This window comes from Microbaculum marinisediminis (genome assembly GCF_025397915.1).
Taxonomy (GTDB): Bacteria; Pseudomonadota; Alphaproteobacteria; order Rhizobiales; family Tepidamorphaceae; genus Microbaculum; species Microbaculum marinisediminis.
In genome coordinates this window covers 461398-475764 of record NZ_JALIDZ010000003.1, presented here as the reverse complement: position 1 = coordinate 475764, position 14367 = coordinate 461398, and the positions used below count along the sequence as shown (strand labels likewise).

14 protein-coding genes are annotated in these 14367 nt (G+C 65.0%); 1 reads left to right on the top strand and 13 read right to left on the bottom strand.

The annotated features are described in order from the left end of the window. Positions 1-21: 21 nt before the first annotated feature. The 12 genes from MUB46_RS08335 to MUB46_RS08280 form a co-directional block, all read right to left on the bottom strand. A complete protein-coding gene (locus MUB46_RS08335; RefSeq protein WP_261615421.1) occupies positions 22-666 on the bottom strand; it encodes a hypothetical protein in 645 nt (214 codons plus the stop codon). Between the two features lie 52 nt (positions 667-718). Beyond that, positions 719-1078: an SHOCT domain-containing protein gene (locus tag MUB46_RS08330; RefSeq protein ID WP_261615420.1), complete on the bottom strand. Its 360-nt coding sequence runs from the start codon at positions 1076-1078 to the stop codon at positions 719-721. 1 nt (position 1079) lies between these two features. Next, positions 1080-1748, bottom strand: a complete 669-nt coding sequence (locus MUB46_RS08325; protein ID WP_261615419.1) for a hypothetical protein — start codon at positions 1746-1748, stop codon at positions 1080-1082. Between the two features lie 900 nt (positions 1749-2648). Continuing rightward, positions 2649-3959, bottom strand: coding sequence for an APC family permease (locus tag MUB46_RS08320; RefSeq protein WP_261615418.1), 1311 nt, complete (start codon positions 3957-3959; stop codon positions 2649-2651). A gap of 133 nt (positions 3960-4092) precedes the next feature. Further along, on the bottom strand, positions 4093-4701 hold the full coding sequence (locus tag MUB46_RS08315; protein ID WP_261615417.1) for a Spy/CpxP family protein refolding chaperone: 609 nt from the start codon (positions 4699-4701) through the stop codon (positions 4093-4095). A 290-nt stretch (positions 4702-4991) separates the two neighbouring features. Continuing rightward, positions 4992-5312, bottom strand: a complete 321-nt coding sequence (locus MUB46_RS08310; RefSeq protein WP_261615416.1) for a DUF5676 family membrane protein — start codon at positions 5310-5312, stop codon at positions 4992-4994. Next, complete coding sequence (locus MUB46_RS08305) at positions 5305-5646, bottom strand: YHS domain-containing protein (RefSeq protein WP_261615415.1); 342 nt, start codon at positions 5644-5646, stop codon at positions 5305-5307. Before MUB46_RS08305 ends, MUB46_RS08310 begins: the two co-directional genes overlap by 8 nt. Positions 5647-5863: 217 nt before the next feature. Next, positions 5864-6694 (bottom strand): Crp/Fnr family transcriptional regulator, encoded by an 831-nt coding sequence (locus MUB46_RS08300; RefSeq protein ID WP_261615414.1) that lies wholly within the window; start codon positions 6692-6694, stop codon positions 5864-5866. Positions 6695-7509: 815 nt separating this feature from the next. Further along, complete coding sequence (gene dctP, locus MUB46_RS08295) at positions 7510-8559, bottom strand: TRAP transporter substrate-binding protein DctP (protein ID WP_261615413.1); 1050 nt, start codon at positions 8557-8559, stop codon at positions 7510-7512. Between the two features lie 111 nt (positions 8560-8670). Further along, complete coding sequence (locus MUB46_RS08290; RefSeq protein ID WP_261615412.1) at positions 8671-9735, bottom strand: quinone oxidoreductase family protein; 1065 nt, start codon at positions 9733-9735, stop codon at positions 8671-8673. A 27-nt stretch (positions 9736-9762) separates the two neighbouring features. Further along, positions 9763-10278, bottom strand: coding sequence for a flavin reductase (locus tag MUB46_RS08285; RefSeq protein WP_261615411.1), 516 nt, complete (start codon positions 10276-10278; stop codon positions 9763-9765). Between the two features lie 45 nt (positions 10279-10323). Beyond that, entirely contained in the window at positions 10324-11550 is a 1227-nt protein-coding gene (locus tag MUB46_RS08280) for an acyl-CoA dehydrogenase family protein (RefSeq protein WP_261615410.1), read from the bottom strand. Between the two features lie 591 nt (positions 11551-12141). On the opposite strand from MUB46_RS08280, the gene MUB46_RS08275 reads away from it, so the two are divergent. Then, positions 12142-12792, top strand: coding sequence for a carboxymuconolactone decarboxylase family protein (locus MUB46_RS08275; RefSeq protein WP_261615409.1), 651 nt, complete (start codon positions 12142-12144; stop codon positions 12790-12792). A 337-nt stretch (positions 12793-13129) separates the two neighbouring features. Here the strand turns inward: MUB46_RS08275 and MUB46_RS08270 are convergent, their stop codons facing one another. Next, the gene (locus MUB46_RS08270) at positions 13130-14365 is read right to left on the bottom strand and encodes a flavin-dependent oxidoreductase (protein ID WP_261615408.1); all 1236 of its coding nucleotides are present in this window, start codon (positions 14363-14365) and stop codon (positions 13130-13132) included. Between the last annotated feature and the right edge of the window lie 2 nt (positions 14366-14367).

The following is a 14367-nucleotide window of genomic DNA, read 5'->3' as shown; positions in this document are numbered from 1 at the left end:
ACGGCGTCGCTCATGTGTCAATCAACCGATCGGGGGGCGGAAAAAGCTGTCGGTCAAAGAGGGTGTGGCCTTTTCGGCGTCGGCGCGCATCGCGCCGGTTTCCGAACGCGAGAGGACGACGCCGAACCTGGGCAAGGGACCGGCACAGTCCGCATGGCAATGCGAGAGGCCATGGCTGATAGTGTCGCCGTCCCGGTCGCAACAGGCGCTCGCCAGCAGAGCAAAAAAGGAAGCGCCGTCGTGGTCGGGAAGAGCCATCGGCACGCCGCCCGCATCCTGCATCTCCGCTAGCGCGGCCAAGGTCTGCGTCTGATGGTCTGATGCGACAAACGACTGCATTGCGGCCCCGTTGAGAACCGAGCCGAACACCAGCGCTCCAGCTATCAGTGCTATCAGGAAACGGCGCATGGAACTCCGGTACTGCTTTGGAACCCGTTTTGCAATACTTGTGGCGAATCGTGCCGCACTTTGGGCGATGCCATATCGCCTGTGCTTGGTCGTGGCGTCACGTGTTGCCGGTTCGAATCCGGTGAGAAGATCAGCATTCCGTACATTCGTGTAGGCCGGTTGCGGCGACACGCATGTCAGGCGCGCCGACCCCGGCACCCCGTCGGTGGTGACTCCCCGAGCGCGTTCACCGCCGGCGACGGCCGCCTGACGTTCCAATCGGACAGGTCCTTTCGGAACGCCAGGCGGTTTCGCCACCCAACGAACGCGATCAATCCTCGAGCACGCGCCGGCGCTCCTCGTACTCCGCCTTGTCGATCTCGCCGCGGGCGAAACGCTGCTGGAGGATATCGAGCGGGGTCTTGCCCGATGGCTGAGCCTGCGGCGGGATTTGACCGGAACCGCCCCCGATCCAGCGCACCATCAAGACGATGACGGCGACGATTGCCGCGATGAGCGCAAGCATGAACAGCGGCCCGAAGATCCAGCCGAAGCCGCCGCCGAATCCCATGTGCGATCCGGAGTGGCCGTAATAGCCCATGCCACCCTGCGCCCAGGCTGGTCCCGTGACACCGAAAACCGCCGAAAACACGCCCATCAGGCATGCGGCAAGAATGGTACTGCGGCTCATGTCACTGCTCCGCAGGCTGCATCCAGCCAGTGCTACGGTCGACCTTGAAGGTCTGCACCAGCGAACCGTCCTGGGTGACGACCGTGGCTTCGATCGTATCGTCGTCCTTCGCCTCGACGGCGCCGACCTTGAGGTTCGGATTGCGCGACCAGGCAAGCCGGCGTTCCATCATCTGACGGACGTCGTCCGCCGACAGCGCCTCGGGCAGCGGCCGCAACACGCCGGGGCCCCACCCCATCATGCCGCCACCCATCATGCCGCCATCCATCATGCCAGGGCCCATCATTCCGCCCCCCATCATGCCTTGGCCCATCATGCCTTGGCCGCGCATGCCGGGGCCATAGCCGCCCCCGCCCATCATGCCGCCACCCATCATGCCGGGGCCCATCATTCCGCCCCCCATCATTCCGGGACCATGGCCGCCCCCGCCCATCATGTTGCGGTTCGAGCCGCGCCGCGACTGGTCGCGGTAGGGGCAATCGCCACGGTCATGCCAGCGTTGCTGGCCTCCGTAACCGCCCCCCATCATGCCGGGGCCCATTCCGTGCCCTCCCCAGGACGATCCCTGCTGCGGACCATGGGCGAGGCCGGGGGTCGGGGCGAACAGCATAGCTCCGCTCACGCCCGTCGCTAACGCGAGCGCGGCTATCGCGGTCATCAGTCGTTTCATGGCTGAACTCCTTGTTGCTGCGTATTGACGATGCCGCCGCATTCTTTTCCCGACGCAGCCCGGTGGGGGCCTCTCGACGCATGGTCGTTGTCCGCGTCGAAGATGCCGCCCCGTCGCCAATCCGCCGTTGGCGGCATCGCGACAGACCGGTCGGCATCGGGGACAGCCTTCCTGAGTGGATTGCCCGTATCGTGCGTTGGCGAACACGCACGCGACCGAGCCATTGAACCGCTGATCGGGAGCGGGCTGGCGGCACCTGTGTATGAGCTTTTCATCTTTCCACTCCCAACCCGTCGGGCAGACGCGCTGGACCACTGTCAGAAGGCGGAACTGGACGGCGCATTGCAGGTGTTCTGTCGGCTGCAAGCCGAACGAGACGGACGCCGTCGCGCAGGCGATCGGTCAGGAAACCCCGGGTGGGCGCTCCGACGCCGCAACCGGAACCGACATCCAGTTCCTATCCGCCAGGACTTCCTGCCTGTGGCGGGACTGGGCCCCCATGACAGGAGCATCCGGCGCGATCATCGCACCGGTCTGACACATGGACGAACAACAGTTTGGGGCATCGCCTGCACGGTCTTCGGGGCGCAAGCGATCACAGCCGATGTTGTTCCGAGCAGCCGCGATGCCGTTCGCGTCCGATGTCACGGGAGCGGCATGGATATCGGCTGCCGCGACGCGTTCACAAGGACTGGCCAACGGCGAGACGAATAGTCGTCCCCCCGCCATCGCCGAGTTGGCGATGACGCCCGACGCAATCGAAAGCGCCAAGATCAGAACATATGCCAAAAACCGTGACATATCGAAACCTTTGCACCAATCGGCAACGCCGGCAAGTCAATTGCAAATATGTCGCACACATCTTTCCAGGACCGACGTTTCTTCGTTGAAGCGCTGCAATCAACGCGCACGAAGAAACACTCTCTCACCGGCGAAGATCAGTGCCATCCCGGCGATGGCCGCATAGATCACGAGCACGTCCGTCGTCGCCTTGACGACGAGAAGCGCCATCAGGACCACCACATCCAGGGCCATGGCCGCGACCAGAATGAAACCGTTGGCGCCGATTTCTTTGCGAAGATGACGAAAGACGCCCCAGTGGATGGCGATGTCCATGACGATGTAGAAGATCGCGCCGAGCGCAGCGATCCGTCCCAGATCGAAGAAGACCGTCAGCATCATCGCCGCGACGATCGTATAGACCAGCGTATGCTTCTGGATGCTGCCCGGCATGCCGAAATGGCTGTGCGGCACGAGTTTCATCTCGGTGAGCATCGCCAGCATGCGCGAGACCGCGAAGACGCTGGCGATAACGCCCGAGACCGTCGCGACGATCGCGAACAGCACGGTGAACCAGAGACCGTAATCGCCGAAGGCGGGGCGCGCGGCCTGCGCCAGCGCATAGTCTCGTGATGCGACGATCTCGCCGATGGTCAGGTTTGCGCCGACGGCCAGCGCGACGAGGACGTAGATCACCACGCAGATGCCGATGGCGATCACGATGGCGCGGCCGACGTTCCGGTGCGGCTCCACGATCTCGCCGCCGCTGTTGGTGATCGTCGTGAACCCCTTGTAGGCGAGGATGCCGAGCGCCACCGCGCCGAGAAAGCCGCCGGCCCCGGACTCCGCCGGCGTAAGCCCCACGCTCTTGAAGGAGAGCCCGGACACCCAGAGCCCCGCCACCGCGAACGCCGCCACGCCGCCGATCTTCAGGAAGGCCATGAAGAACGAAAGCGTCTGGATAACCCGGTTGCTGGCTATGTTCACCGCGAAGGCGAAGGCCAGCAGGCCGACGCCGAGCGCGGGCACCAGCCAGTCCATGCCACCCGCATCGAACAGCTGCAGCGTGTACGTGCCGAAGGTGCGGGCCACCAGGCTCTCGTTGATGACCATGGAGAAATACATGAGCAGCGCGCAGGCGCCGGTCATCATCGACTTGCCGTAGGCCTTTTCCAGGAACATCGCGATCCCCCCGGCGGAGGGGTACGCATTCGCCAGCTTGACGTAGGAATAGGCGCTGAACCCGGTGACGATCGCCGCGGCGACGAACGCGAGCGGAAACAATTCGCCCGCCAGCTCGGCGATCTGCCCGGTCAGCGCGAAGATCCCGGCGCCGATCATGACGCCGGTGCCCATCGCCACGGCGCCGGTCAGGGTCAGGCTGCCGGTTTCGTAGCGCGGAGATCTGCGATCGTGTGTCGTCGAAGTCATGGGTCTAGGTGGTGAACTCTCGAACCATCGGAATCGATCCTCGTCTCGGACTTGTCCTTCGGTGGAGCCGCCACCTGCCGATACGAGCGACCGTCCGGATCGATCGGCCTCTCAAGTGGAAACACCGGTGCGGTCACATGGCTCCGCAATCCATTCCGATAAGTTGGTCCGCAATCCCTTTTTGATCGTCTGTCAGGGCCGAATAGAGCTGCTCGGTCGCCGGCTGGACGGCCTTCATCGACTCGAGCATGGCCTCCATGCCGCCGATGCGGGCCGCCATGCGTTCGGGTGCGGTCCCTTTCTGCATCGCCTCCATCATGCTTTCGCGCATGTCACGCATCGTTTCGACGCGCCCCTTTATGGCTTCGGCATAACCGTTCCAGGCGTCGGCCTGCGCCTCGGTGATGCCGAGTTCGGTCTTGAGGTAGGCGAGGCGACCGTCGACCATGGCCGCCATCCGGGGCTGGCCCCGCATCATGCCGGGACCGCCCATGCCGCCCCCCGCACCCATCTGTCCCTGCCCCATCTGTCCCTGCCCCATCTGTCCCTGGCCCATCTGACCCTGGCGCATCATGCCCTGGCCCATCATTCCCGAGCCCATCATGTTCTGCCCCATCATGCACCCGCCGCCCATCATGCCCATCATCGGTCCGCCCTGGCCGGGCATCTGGGCGAAGGACGGCGCGAACGCGGTCACGTTCAGCGCGAGAGCGAGCGCGGCGGTCGCGAAGACTTTGGTCATAGTGGATTTCCTTTTCTTGTCAGCGGTACCGAATAACGGGAATGACCGCGAGTTGCCCCCCAGTATCGGAGGCGTCGCAAGAGTTAGGACCGGCAGACCCGGAAATCCTTGATTCAGGTTAGAAGTGCGAACCGGAGGCGCCATTTTCGGACACCGCACCGTCCCTTCAATCGGCCTTCGCCGACACGCTGGCCACCAGCGTGCTCGCCCGTTCGGACTGCTTCACGGTTTCACCGCGAAACACAGCGGGGCGAGGCCGGCTCCAACGACCGATGCAACGCCCTTGGTCATCAGCCCCACCGTTTGGCGAAGACGTTGAACAGCGGCGCGAAGACGAACGCGACGAACCAGCCATACGCGAACGCCTCGAAAAGGCCGAGGAAGAAGCTCGGCCATGTGAGCCAGGTAAATCCCGGCAGGAGCCTGAGCCACGTCTGATACATAGCCATGCCGGGGAAAAGCAGGTCGAAACCGACGCACAGGACGTAGGTGATCGCCAGGAACAGTCCGAGGCTCATGCCGAGCGCCATGACCGGAATGCGCGGCGCCGATGCGATACGCAGCGGCGTTCCCGAATCGCGACGAACGGGTGATTGCGACGTGTCACCCATCGGACTGCTCCACGAGTTTCGGCTCGTTCGCGGCCTCGGCAGTCAGATAGCTGTCGGGCGTGGCCTCGAAGCGCTCGCGGCATTCGCGCGAGCAGAAATAGTAGACCGTGCCGTCATGGACCGCCGACTTCGCCGCGGCGGTACGGATCTCCCGGCCGCAGACGGGATCGACCTCCGTCTCCGGCGGTATCCAGCGCAGCGCGTCGCTGGCGTCCTGAGACCGTCCGGCGCGCGCGCCGCGGCCACCGTGCCCCATGACATGGGCACCGCAGCCGAGCCGCATCATCACGAATATCAGCGCGGCCCAGAACAGGAAATAGACCAGCGCATCCATTTCGGCGCCTCCCGTTTCGGTGCGTGGCAGCGAACCCGCGGGACACCGCGACCAGGCCGCAATGCCAAGCGTTTCGATGCGATGGCCTACAAAGGCACAGGCGGCGACCTCGCGGATATGACGGATGTTAAAGAGTCCGCGGGAAGCGGCGCCGGTCCGCCTTCCCCGCCGGCGACATGCCGCGCGGCTCCGGCCAACGGCCGATCGGCTCGCGCTGTCATGCCGCGACCCGGGTCGCTCTGGCAGGCAGTGTGTGCGGCCCGGCGCGCATACCCTCGCCCTCCCCGTGGCGCCTGATCCACGGCGCCAGCAGATGCGGGTCTATCCGGGCCACCTGCACCAGCTTGTCGGGATCGAGGATCCGCAGCTTGCGGTATTGGAACTCGACGATGCCATCCCGCTTCAGCTCCCGCAGGACCCGATTGACATGCACGCCGGTCAGGCCGGTCGCGTCGCCGATCAGCTCCTGCGTGAGCGGCAGACGCAGTTCCTCGATGCGATGCCCTGGCCATTGCGACCGGTATCGGGTGAAGAGTTCGAGGAGGAGCTGCGACACGCGTTCGCGCGCCGAATGCCGCCCGATGCTCGTCAGGTGGCCGAACGACAGGCTCCGGTCACGTGACATCAGCCACGCGAGGCGCATCGCGATTTCGGGACATTCCTGAACGAGCGGGGCGAGGTTTTTCCGCGGAATGAAGCAGAAGGCCGCGTCCGTCAGGGCCTGGACGCCATAGGTGGTTATCGCACTGCTGTCGGGCTGGAAGCCGATGACGGCACCGGGGAGCCCGAAATGCAGGACCTGCCGCCGTCCGTCGTCAAGCAGGGTGTAGAGGGCCACCCAGCCTTCGACCAGATTGTATATTCCGTCGAAGGTTTCGCCGACGCCGAGGACGTCTTCACCGGCAGCCAGGTGCTTGTCTGCCGCCCTGAAGCGGGCCGGCAGGGGCAATATGTTTGCGCTATACAGTGCGCACAGCCCATCGACGCGCGCCGCACAGGCGTCGCAGTCGACGGGACTGGACATCGATCTCTTGATGGAGCTCGTCATTGACGTGTTCCCCGAATTCGAGGTTGTGCATGGGACCAGTTTGTACGTGCTGCTGACGAGACCGCGTCCGTGGCGGAGCGCGAGGAAAGGTCGCTCGGCGATGGCCGCTCGCGCGACGACGCCATGACGTCTTCCGACTAGAAAGACCTGCGGTCGATCAGCACTTCAGGCCAACGGGCGTGGCACCGGAGGGTCCTGATCCAGCACTATGGAACGCGGGTCGCGCTCCTTGGCTCGCGGCGCAATCGCCAACGACACGTCGAGTAGGAATTTGGATTGGGCGGAGGGCGTCGCGAACGTTTGGGAGCATGTCAATTGCGGACAATGCTTCGACGGTGCGGCACGATCCGGCTGCCATGGTCCACCGGCCGCCGGAGCCATGCTCGTCGCGGCCATGCTTATCGATACGACAGCCGATTCCGCCCGCTCATGCGGCGCTTCGGGAGCCGAGGCCCCGTACGCCACGACGGCGGCAACCAACAGTCCGACAAGCAACCGCAGCATAGGAACGTTCGCCTTGGATCGAACAACTTATCCCATATGGGGTACCGCGAAAATTAGGAGCAATCGAGGCAAAGTCAATCGAGGCTGTTCAACGGGTCATGTCACGCACGAAGCAGGTGCGGCGGCGCCAAACGGCTCATGGCGGCGGCTGCCCCCGTTGATCCGCGTTCGGCCGAAAAGTTTTCGACCGGATTCCAGATCTGGACCGTCAAACCATGGACCAATTGATCGGCCCCCGACGTGTTCGCCTGCCACGGGGTCGCGCGAGCGAGGGGAACACCCTGGAGCCGATCAGGAAACGGGGCTGCCCCCTATTGCTTGGCTTTGGCGTACTCTTCCTTGAAGGCGTCCACCAGCGCCTGGCCGTCCGGCGTGGCGTTCACCCAGTCGGACACGATCGGCTCGATCGCTTCGTGCCAGCGATCCCGCTCGTCCCGCGGAAGCTCGATGAACGTGTACGCGCTGTTCTGCGAGCCGAGCGTTGCATAGTTCTCGCTCTCGAACTTGGTATATGCGGCACCGATCTGACGCGACGACTCCTCGCCGACAAACCTGTCCACGATCTCCTTCGCCTTGGGCGAAAGGCCTTCATAGAATTCCTTGTTCATGAAGATCACCGAGGGCAGCATGCCGAAGTAGACGTTGTTCACCTGCTTCGTCATCAGCTCGCCGAACTTGTAGTACAGCAGCGTCGTGCCATTGGCCAAAATGGCATCGACGACGCCGGAGCTCAGCGCCTGGTAGGTGTCGGAAAACGGGATCGCGATGGACGACCCGCCCAGCGCCTCCACGGCATCCGCACTGATCTTGTCGAGCACGCGCACCTTCTTGCCGGCAAGCTGGTCGAGCGAGGTGATCGGCTCCTTCGATACCAGCACCGCGGGCGGCAGCGCGACGATGTTCATGATCTTGACGCTGTCGAATTCGTCCGCCAGCAGGCCCCGCTCGTACAACCGCCAGAACGCGATCGATCCCGCTTCGGTGTCGTTGTCCACCAGTCCCGGCAGCATCGATACGGTGCTGCGCGGAAACGGCACGCCGGTATTGGGCAGGATGGCGAACCCCATGTCCGCCACCCCGCTGACGACGCGGTCCCAGACATTCGTCGTGACCGCGAAGGGCGGCTCCTGCGGCACCACCACGAACTCGCCCTTGCCGGCCTCGTTCAGCGCGTCGATCCACGGCTGGTAGACCGCTTTCATCATCACGCTGCCATTGGGCATCGTCGTGGCGAATTTGATGACCGTCTCCGCCGGCGCTGCCGAGGCCAGGCCGAGCGTCGCCGCGGCCAGAGCGAGAGCCCCGGCCGATGTGCGACGCAACGCGCGCCAGGTGAACGTGCTGGAGCCCAGTAATGACATGCTTTCTCTCCCTTTAGACGACGGCCCGTGCCGCCGGTTCAGCCAAAACCGTCAACGCGATGCGCTGGATAGATCCCATCTGGAGGATGCCCGACCGAACGGAACACTGCCCTAGCCGAAGGCCGATGCGAGGCCCAGTTTCGCCGCTGCCTCTTCGATCTCGGCGTGGTCCGCGATCCGGAAAACCTGTTTGCCGTGACGGGCGCCATCGAAATGCCGGTCGATGGCCAACCTGAAGTCGTCGAGCCCGTGCAGGTCGGCGGGGGGCGGAAGCGAGAACGGCTGTTCCGTGAGCGCCGCGAGTGCCTGCCGGTGATGATGGGCGTCCGCCGCCGGCATGGTCGAGAAGTACCGGTAGCCATAAGCTTGAAGGCTCAGGAACTTGGACATGATCAAGGGATTGTTGAGGCCGAGATCGCGGCCGGTCAGCGTCCCGTAGGTGATGATCTTTCCATACGGGGCCAGCGCGCGCGCGAGCATCCCGAGCGCCGGCCCTCCCACGCAATCGACGATGACGTCCGGCGCCCGACCGCCCGTCGCGGTCATCACCCGATCCAGGACTGCGTCGGCCTGGCCTGGCGCTTCAAGGCCCTCATCCGACAGCTCGAGAACCGCGTCATACCCCGCCGGCCTGCCCTCCGGTGACAGCCTTCGCGCCGTACCGATGACATGAAGTCCGGACCGGGCGGCGAGTTGCGCGACGCAGCGCGCCACGTTCGCGTAGGCAGCCGTGAGCACGATGGTCCCGCCGGGACCGAGATTGGCCATGCGCAGGAGGTCCCATGCCGTCAGCGGATTGCCGATCTGCGCCGCTATGTGCAGCGGCAGCCCCGTTGGAACGGGGATCAGGGCCGCTTCGGGTACGGACGTGAAGTCCGCCCAACTGCCCGGATGGCTGAACGACACGACCGTTCCCGGCGCGATCCGCGTGGCCGCGCCACCTTCGACCACCACGCCGACGCCGGTGATCCCGGCTATCTGCCCCGGCAGGCGCGGCACGCGCGGTTCCGGATATCGCCCTCCGATGAACAGGAAATCGGACCAGTTCACCGGCGCCAGGAGCATCTTGACGACCACCTCGTGGCGGCCGGGCGCGACGGCGGGAATATCGCGCAATGCAACCACGTCGAACTTGTCGGCCTCGGAGCCGATCGCATCGAAGATCAGAGCTTTCATGATCGAAACTCCCCGGGCCGGCGCGTTTCAGTAGGCGTCGGCAGCCGGTGCCTGCCAGGCGGTCAGCGGATGGTACGTCCTGTCGAAGTAGATCAGGGCCTGCGCGGTTCCGGCCAGGTGCGCATCCGCGACCTCGCAGAAGAACACGCAATGCGTTCCCACATTGCGCGCAGCCGTCACCTTGCAGTCCAGCGCCACGGACGCTCCGTGGAGAGCAGGCGACCCCGTCACCAGGCTGGTCCACTGCCCCATCGCCGCGAACCGGTCTTCCACCGACAGGTTCGGATCGGAGAACCGCCGCGACAGCGGCTCGTGGTCTGCCGCCAGGACGTTGACGCAGAGAACCCGGTTCGCCCGGATCGTGCGGTAGCTGCTCGAGCTTCGATTGATGCAGACGAGTACCGTGGGCGGATCGTCGGTCACGCTGCAGACGGCGGACGCGATCATGCCGTAGCGCCCGGCCGGCCCGTCGGTGGTGATCAGGTTCACCGAGGCGCCGAGGCGCGACATCGCCGCGCGGAAAGCGGTTCGATCGATGCTCATGCTGTTCGCCTCCTCACGTGCGGCCAGATGACGGGATGGATGGCGTCAGCCCTTGCGGGGCGGGAAGTAGAGCGGATCGGCGGGCACGGTCCCCAGCATCATCGCGCCGATGATCGAATAGCTCATCGGCGAGGCGACCAGATGCTGGTTGGCCGTGTGCACATCGCGGAAGCACCGGTCGAGGATGCCGGGCACCTTGACCGCCGTGGTGCCCGCCGCATTGAAGACGAGATCGACGGCCTCCACAGCGGCCCGGTGGCAATGCGTGATCGTCAGGCGGAAGCGCGCCGCATCCTCGAGCGACAGGGACTTCTGTGTCTCCAGGGCCGCGTAGAGGTCGCGCAACGTCTCGAGGGCGTAGCTCCGGGCCGCGCCGACGGCGGCCTCTGCCCGTGCCAGCGCGTCAACGGCGAACGGCTGGCGTTCCAGTTGCCCCCACGGCGTCTTCTTGGTCCGGCACAGTTCCTTGAACGTGTCGATCGCGGACCGGGCGATGCCCAGCACCACCGCCGAGTGATTGAAGAAGAAGATGTTCGGGAAGGCATAGAGCGCGCTCGGGCGGCGGGGCGGCGACGAGTAGAAATTGAACGTCCGCTCGGCGGCAACGTACTTCGCGTGGACCTCGAAATCGTGGCTGCCGGTGCCGCGCAGCCCCGTCGCGTTCCAGGTGTCGTGGATCTCGATGTCCGAGGTCGGCAGGAACGCGGCGATCGCGCGCGGCTGGCCGGCCTCGTCCAGGACGACCTTCCCGTCCTGTCGCACGAGCGCGCCGACCACGAGCCACTTCGAGTGCCGGATACCGCTGCCGAACGACCAACGCCCCGAGATGACGTAGCCGCCGTCGGCGACCTCTGCCGTCCCGATCGGCGTCGGCACGCCGCCGGTCGCAGCATCCATGCTCTCCGGCGTGGGGAACATCGACCGCGCCTCGTCCTGATCCAGATAGGCGGTGAAATATCCCCCGTTGGCGCCGATATAGGCGCACCAGCCGGTGGATCCGTCGGCTTGCGCGATCGCCTCGATCACCTCGAACTGATGGGCCGGCGTCATCTCCGGCCCTCCCCAGCTACGGGGAAATGACATCCGGAACACGCCGGCCTGCGAAAGCGCCTCGACGATATGCGCGGGGACGCCGCGACTGGCGTCGATGTCGTCTGCCGCCGCCCGGATGGCGTCGCCGAGTTCTCGCGCCGAGTTCAGGATCCGCAGGCGGTCTTCGGTCCAGATTTCCGCCTCTGACCCCGGTTTCGGAGCGGCAGCATGCATCGTCATTGACAACCTCCTGCGATCTCGACGCGACGGCTACGCTAGAAACCGGCGGATCGCCGGTCAAGAATTATTTTAGAGATATAATATTTGATCCGAGGCCGCACCGCACAATCCACATTGCCGCCACCCCGCGCGCCGGACCGGCGCCCGCAGCGGCGTCCCGACAACGACGATGGAAGCGAAACCCGATACGGGGCGACAGGTGCCCGCCGCCCCCTCGTCAAGCGCGGCGACGGTTCCGCGGTAGCCGCCGTCGCGGTGAAACGACCGGCGACCAAAGCAATAACACGCTGTTTTATCAAACCATTTCTGCTGCGACGCCACTATCCGCTCAAGCTGAGCCCTGGGAGTGACCACGAACATGGGTCCCGACATGCCCGACGGGGCAACATAGGTTCGATCGCCGAAATCCCCGCCACCCGCCGGCCGACCGCTCACTCGGCTGGCCACCATTTGACGCCAGCTCGCCAATATGGTTTAGCACTAAAGCAATCTGATTTAGACCTAAAATATATCATCCTTATCTGGGTAAGAGATGGCGGCTCGGCTGATGCGGAGCGGATATAGGGCCGAGGAAACGGAGTGGCCGCTGCAATGGACGGACTGAGCCTCGATGCGCTGAGGAAGATGGTGCAGGACCGCCTAGCCTCGGTTTCCGACGGACAGCCCCTGTCGGATCTGGATGCGGCCCTGGTCAGGTTCGCGCTGGCCTGTTCGCCGTTTGCCTTGCACCCGCAGCTTTCGCGCAGCACCGCGCAAGATGCCCTGCGGGCCGGCGCGACACCGGCGCAACTGCACACTGTCGTCGTGCTCGTCTCCGGCGTCGGCGTCCACGCCCTGATGGAGGGCTCGCGCCTTGTCGACGCGCTCTGCCACGGCCCGGAGGCCGACGCGCCCCTGTCCCGGGACCAACAGGAGATCTGGGACAGGCACGTCGGCGATCGCCGCATCTGGAAACAGCTGGACGCGCAGGTTCCCGGGTTTCTGAAGTCCCTGCTCCGGCAGTCGCCGCGCGCCTTCGAGAGCTTCTTCCCGTCCATGGCCGTGGCATGGCAGGAAGAGGCGCTCACTCCGGTGCAGATCGAGATGATCTGCATCGCGCTCGACGCGATGCAGGCGCAGCGATACGGCCCTGGCCTACGCCTGCATCTGGACGCCGCGGTGGGCCTGGGCGCCGGTCGCCGTCAGCTGCTGCAGGTTCTGGACATCGCCGCCGCCCCCCTCCCCCATCCCGGAATCCCGTGACGGGAAGGTCCGCCGCCTGACCACCGCGAAGCCCTGGGCGCGCCAGACCGAGGCCGCGTCGATCATCTGCGTCGGGTACAACCGCGTCGGCATGACGCCGTTGTATCATGGCACGCGGCCTAAGCCCGTTCCGCGAACAGGGACCGAAGATGGAGCAACGCAGCCGGAAGCGCTTGGTCTTGGCGCCCCGGTGTCGACGCTAATGTCCAGCCGCCAGTTCCTTCAAGAGTTCACTTCCGGCCGGAATGTCCCCGTCCGCCGGACTGACACGTGCCGTATCTTTTTATCTCGGAGACAGGGATGCTCCATCAAATCGCCGGGCAAAACAGTTCCAGGCTCACACCCGACGAACCGCGTGGAAGCCCGCGGTCTGCGCATAGCCGCGCACCAGTGCCTGCCGATCGGCCTCCGACAAAACGTCATCGATATTCTCGAAGCCTGCAGGTGCGCGTTTCTCGACCTCATCGATGACGCGCTCCGGCCCACCACCCCGGTTCAGCGCCACGACTTCGGCCGTGGCCGGCAGGCGCTGCTGCTCGTACTGCCAGAGTGCGGCACGGGGATGTTCCGCGGACTTGAGACAATCGGCGAGACACCGCGCGTCGAGAATGGCCTGGCTGGCTCCGTTCGAGCCGACCGGGTACATCGGATGAGCCGCATCCCCCAGCAGCGTGACGTATCCGAAACTCCAGCGAGGCAACGGGTCGCGGTCGGCCATCGGATACTCGAAGATCTGGGGCGTGGCTCGGACCAGGCTCTCGATATCGAAGTCGGGAACGGTGAAACGCCGCGCGTAAGGCAACACCCGGGCATGCGCTGCCGGACGCGACCAACTATCGGGCGGGGGCGGTGAGGTTTCCGGGTCCTTCAGTCGAATGTTCACCACCCAGTTCATCAACTGACGGCCATCCTGCGACGGTGCAATCGGATAGAGCACGAACTTGCCGCTAAAGCCCCCGGCAATGGCCATGGTGCGGCCATCCTGCCAAACGGGCCATTCCGTCGCGCCGCGCCACATCACCACGCCATTCCAGGACGGAAGCCCTTCGCTGGGATAGAAGCTTCGCCGCCCGACCGAGTGAATCCCGTCGGCGCAGATGAGAACGCTCGCACGCGCAGTCTCTCCCTCGCCACCGCCCGCGCTGTCCGTGAAATGCGCGGTGACACCAGCCTCGTCCTGGATAAAACCGCTGAGCCGCCGGCCTGTGTGAACGCAATCCGGTCCAAGTCGCTCCAGAACAGCCTTGTAGAGCAACGCCTGCAAGCGGCCACGATGGATCGAAAATTGTGGGACGTCGTGGCCGGCATCGGTTCCGCGAACCTCCCGCCAGACCTCCTGCCCCGCGCGCGTCAGATAGCGCAATTCACGGGTTCGCACGCCGACTTCGTCGAGCGCCGCGAGAAGCCCCAAGCCGTCCAATTCACGGATCGCGTGCGGCAGTATATTGATGCCGACGCCGATCTCGCGCACGGTTTCCGCAGCTTCGTAAAGGCATGCTTTGATGCCGCGCTGATGCAGCATCAAGGCGGAGGTGAGACCACCGATGCCAGCGCCCGCGATGAGAACTGTCATGC

Bases quoted from the DNA above. Each gene is read 5' to 3' on its own strand.
- MUB46_RS08305 (WP_261615415.1), bottom strand. From the start codon at position 5,646: ATGGATGCGCTGGTCTATTTCCTGTTCTGGGCCGCGCTGATATTCGTG.
- MUB46_RS08290 (WP_261615412.1), bottom strand. From the start codon at position 9,735: ATGAAAGCTCTGATCTTCGATGCGATCGGCTCCGAGGCCGACAAGTTC.
- MUB46_RS08325 (WP_261615419.1), bottom strand. From the start codon at position 1,748: ATGAAACGACTGATGACCGCGATAGCCGCGCTCGCGTTAGCGACGGGC.
- dctP (WP_261615413.1), bottom strand. From the start codon at position 8,559: ATGTCATTACTGGGCTCCAGCACGTTCACCTGGCGCGCGTTGCGTCGC.
- MUB46_RS08300 (WP_261615414.1), bottom strand. From the start codon at position 6,694: ATGACGAGCTCCATCAAGAGATCGATGTCCAGTCCCGTCGACTGCGAC.
- MUB46_RS08280 (WP_261615410.1), bottom strand. From the start codon at position 11,550: ATGACGATGCATGCTGCCGCTCCGAAACCGGGGTCAGAGGCGGAAATC.
- MUB46_RS08330 (WP_261615420.1), bottom strand. From the start codon at position 1,078: ATGAGCCGCAGTACCATTCTTGCCGCATGCCTGATGGGCGTGTTTTCG.
- MUB46_RS08270 (WP_261615408.1), bottom strand. From the start codon at position 14,365: ATGACAGTTCTCATCGCGGGCGCTGGCATCGGTGGTCTCACCTCCGCC.
- MUB46_RS08275 (WP_261615409.1), top strand. From the start codon at position 12,142: ATGGACGGACTGAGCCTCGATGCGCTGAGGAAGATGGTGCAGGACCGC.
- MUB46_RS08285 (WP_261615411.1), bottom strand. From the start codon at position 10,278: ATGAGCATCGATCGAACCGCTTTCCGCGCGGCGATGTCGCGCCTCGGC.
- MUB46_RS08315 (WP_261615417.1), bottom strand. From the start codon at position 4,701: ATGACCAAAGTCTTCGCGACCGCCGCGCTCGCTCTCGCGCTGAACGTG.
- MUB46_RS08320 (WP_261615418.1), bottom strand. From the start codon at position 3,959: ATGACTTCGACGACACACGATCGCAGATCTCCGCGCTACGAAACCGGC.
- MUB46_RS08310 (WP_261615416.1), bottom strand. From the start codon at position 5,312: ATGGGTGACACGTCGCAATCACCCGTTCGTCGCGATTCGGGAACGCCG.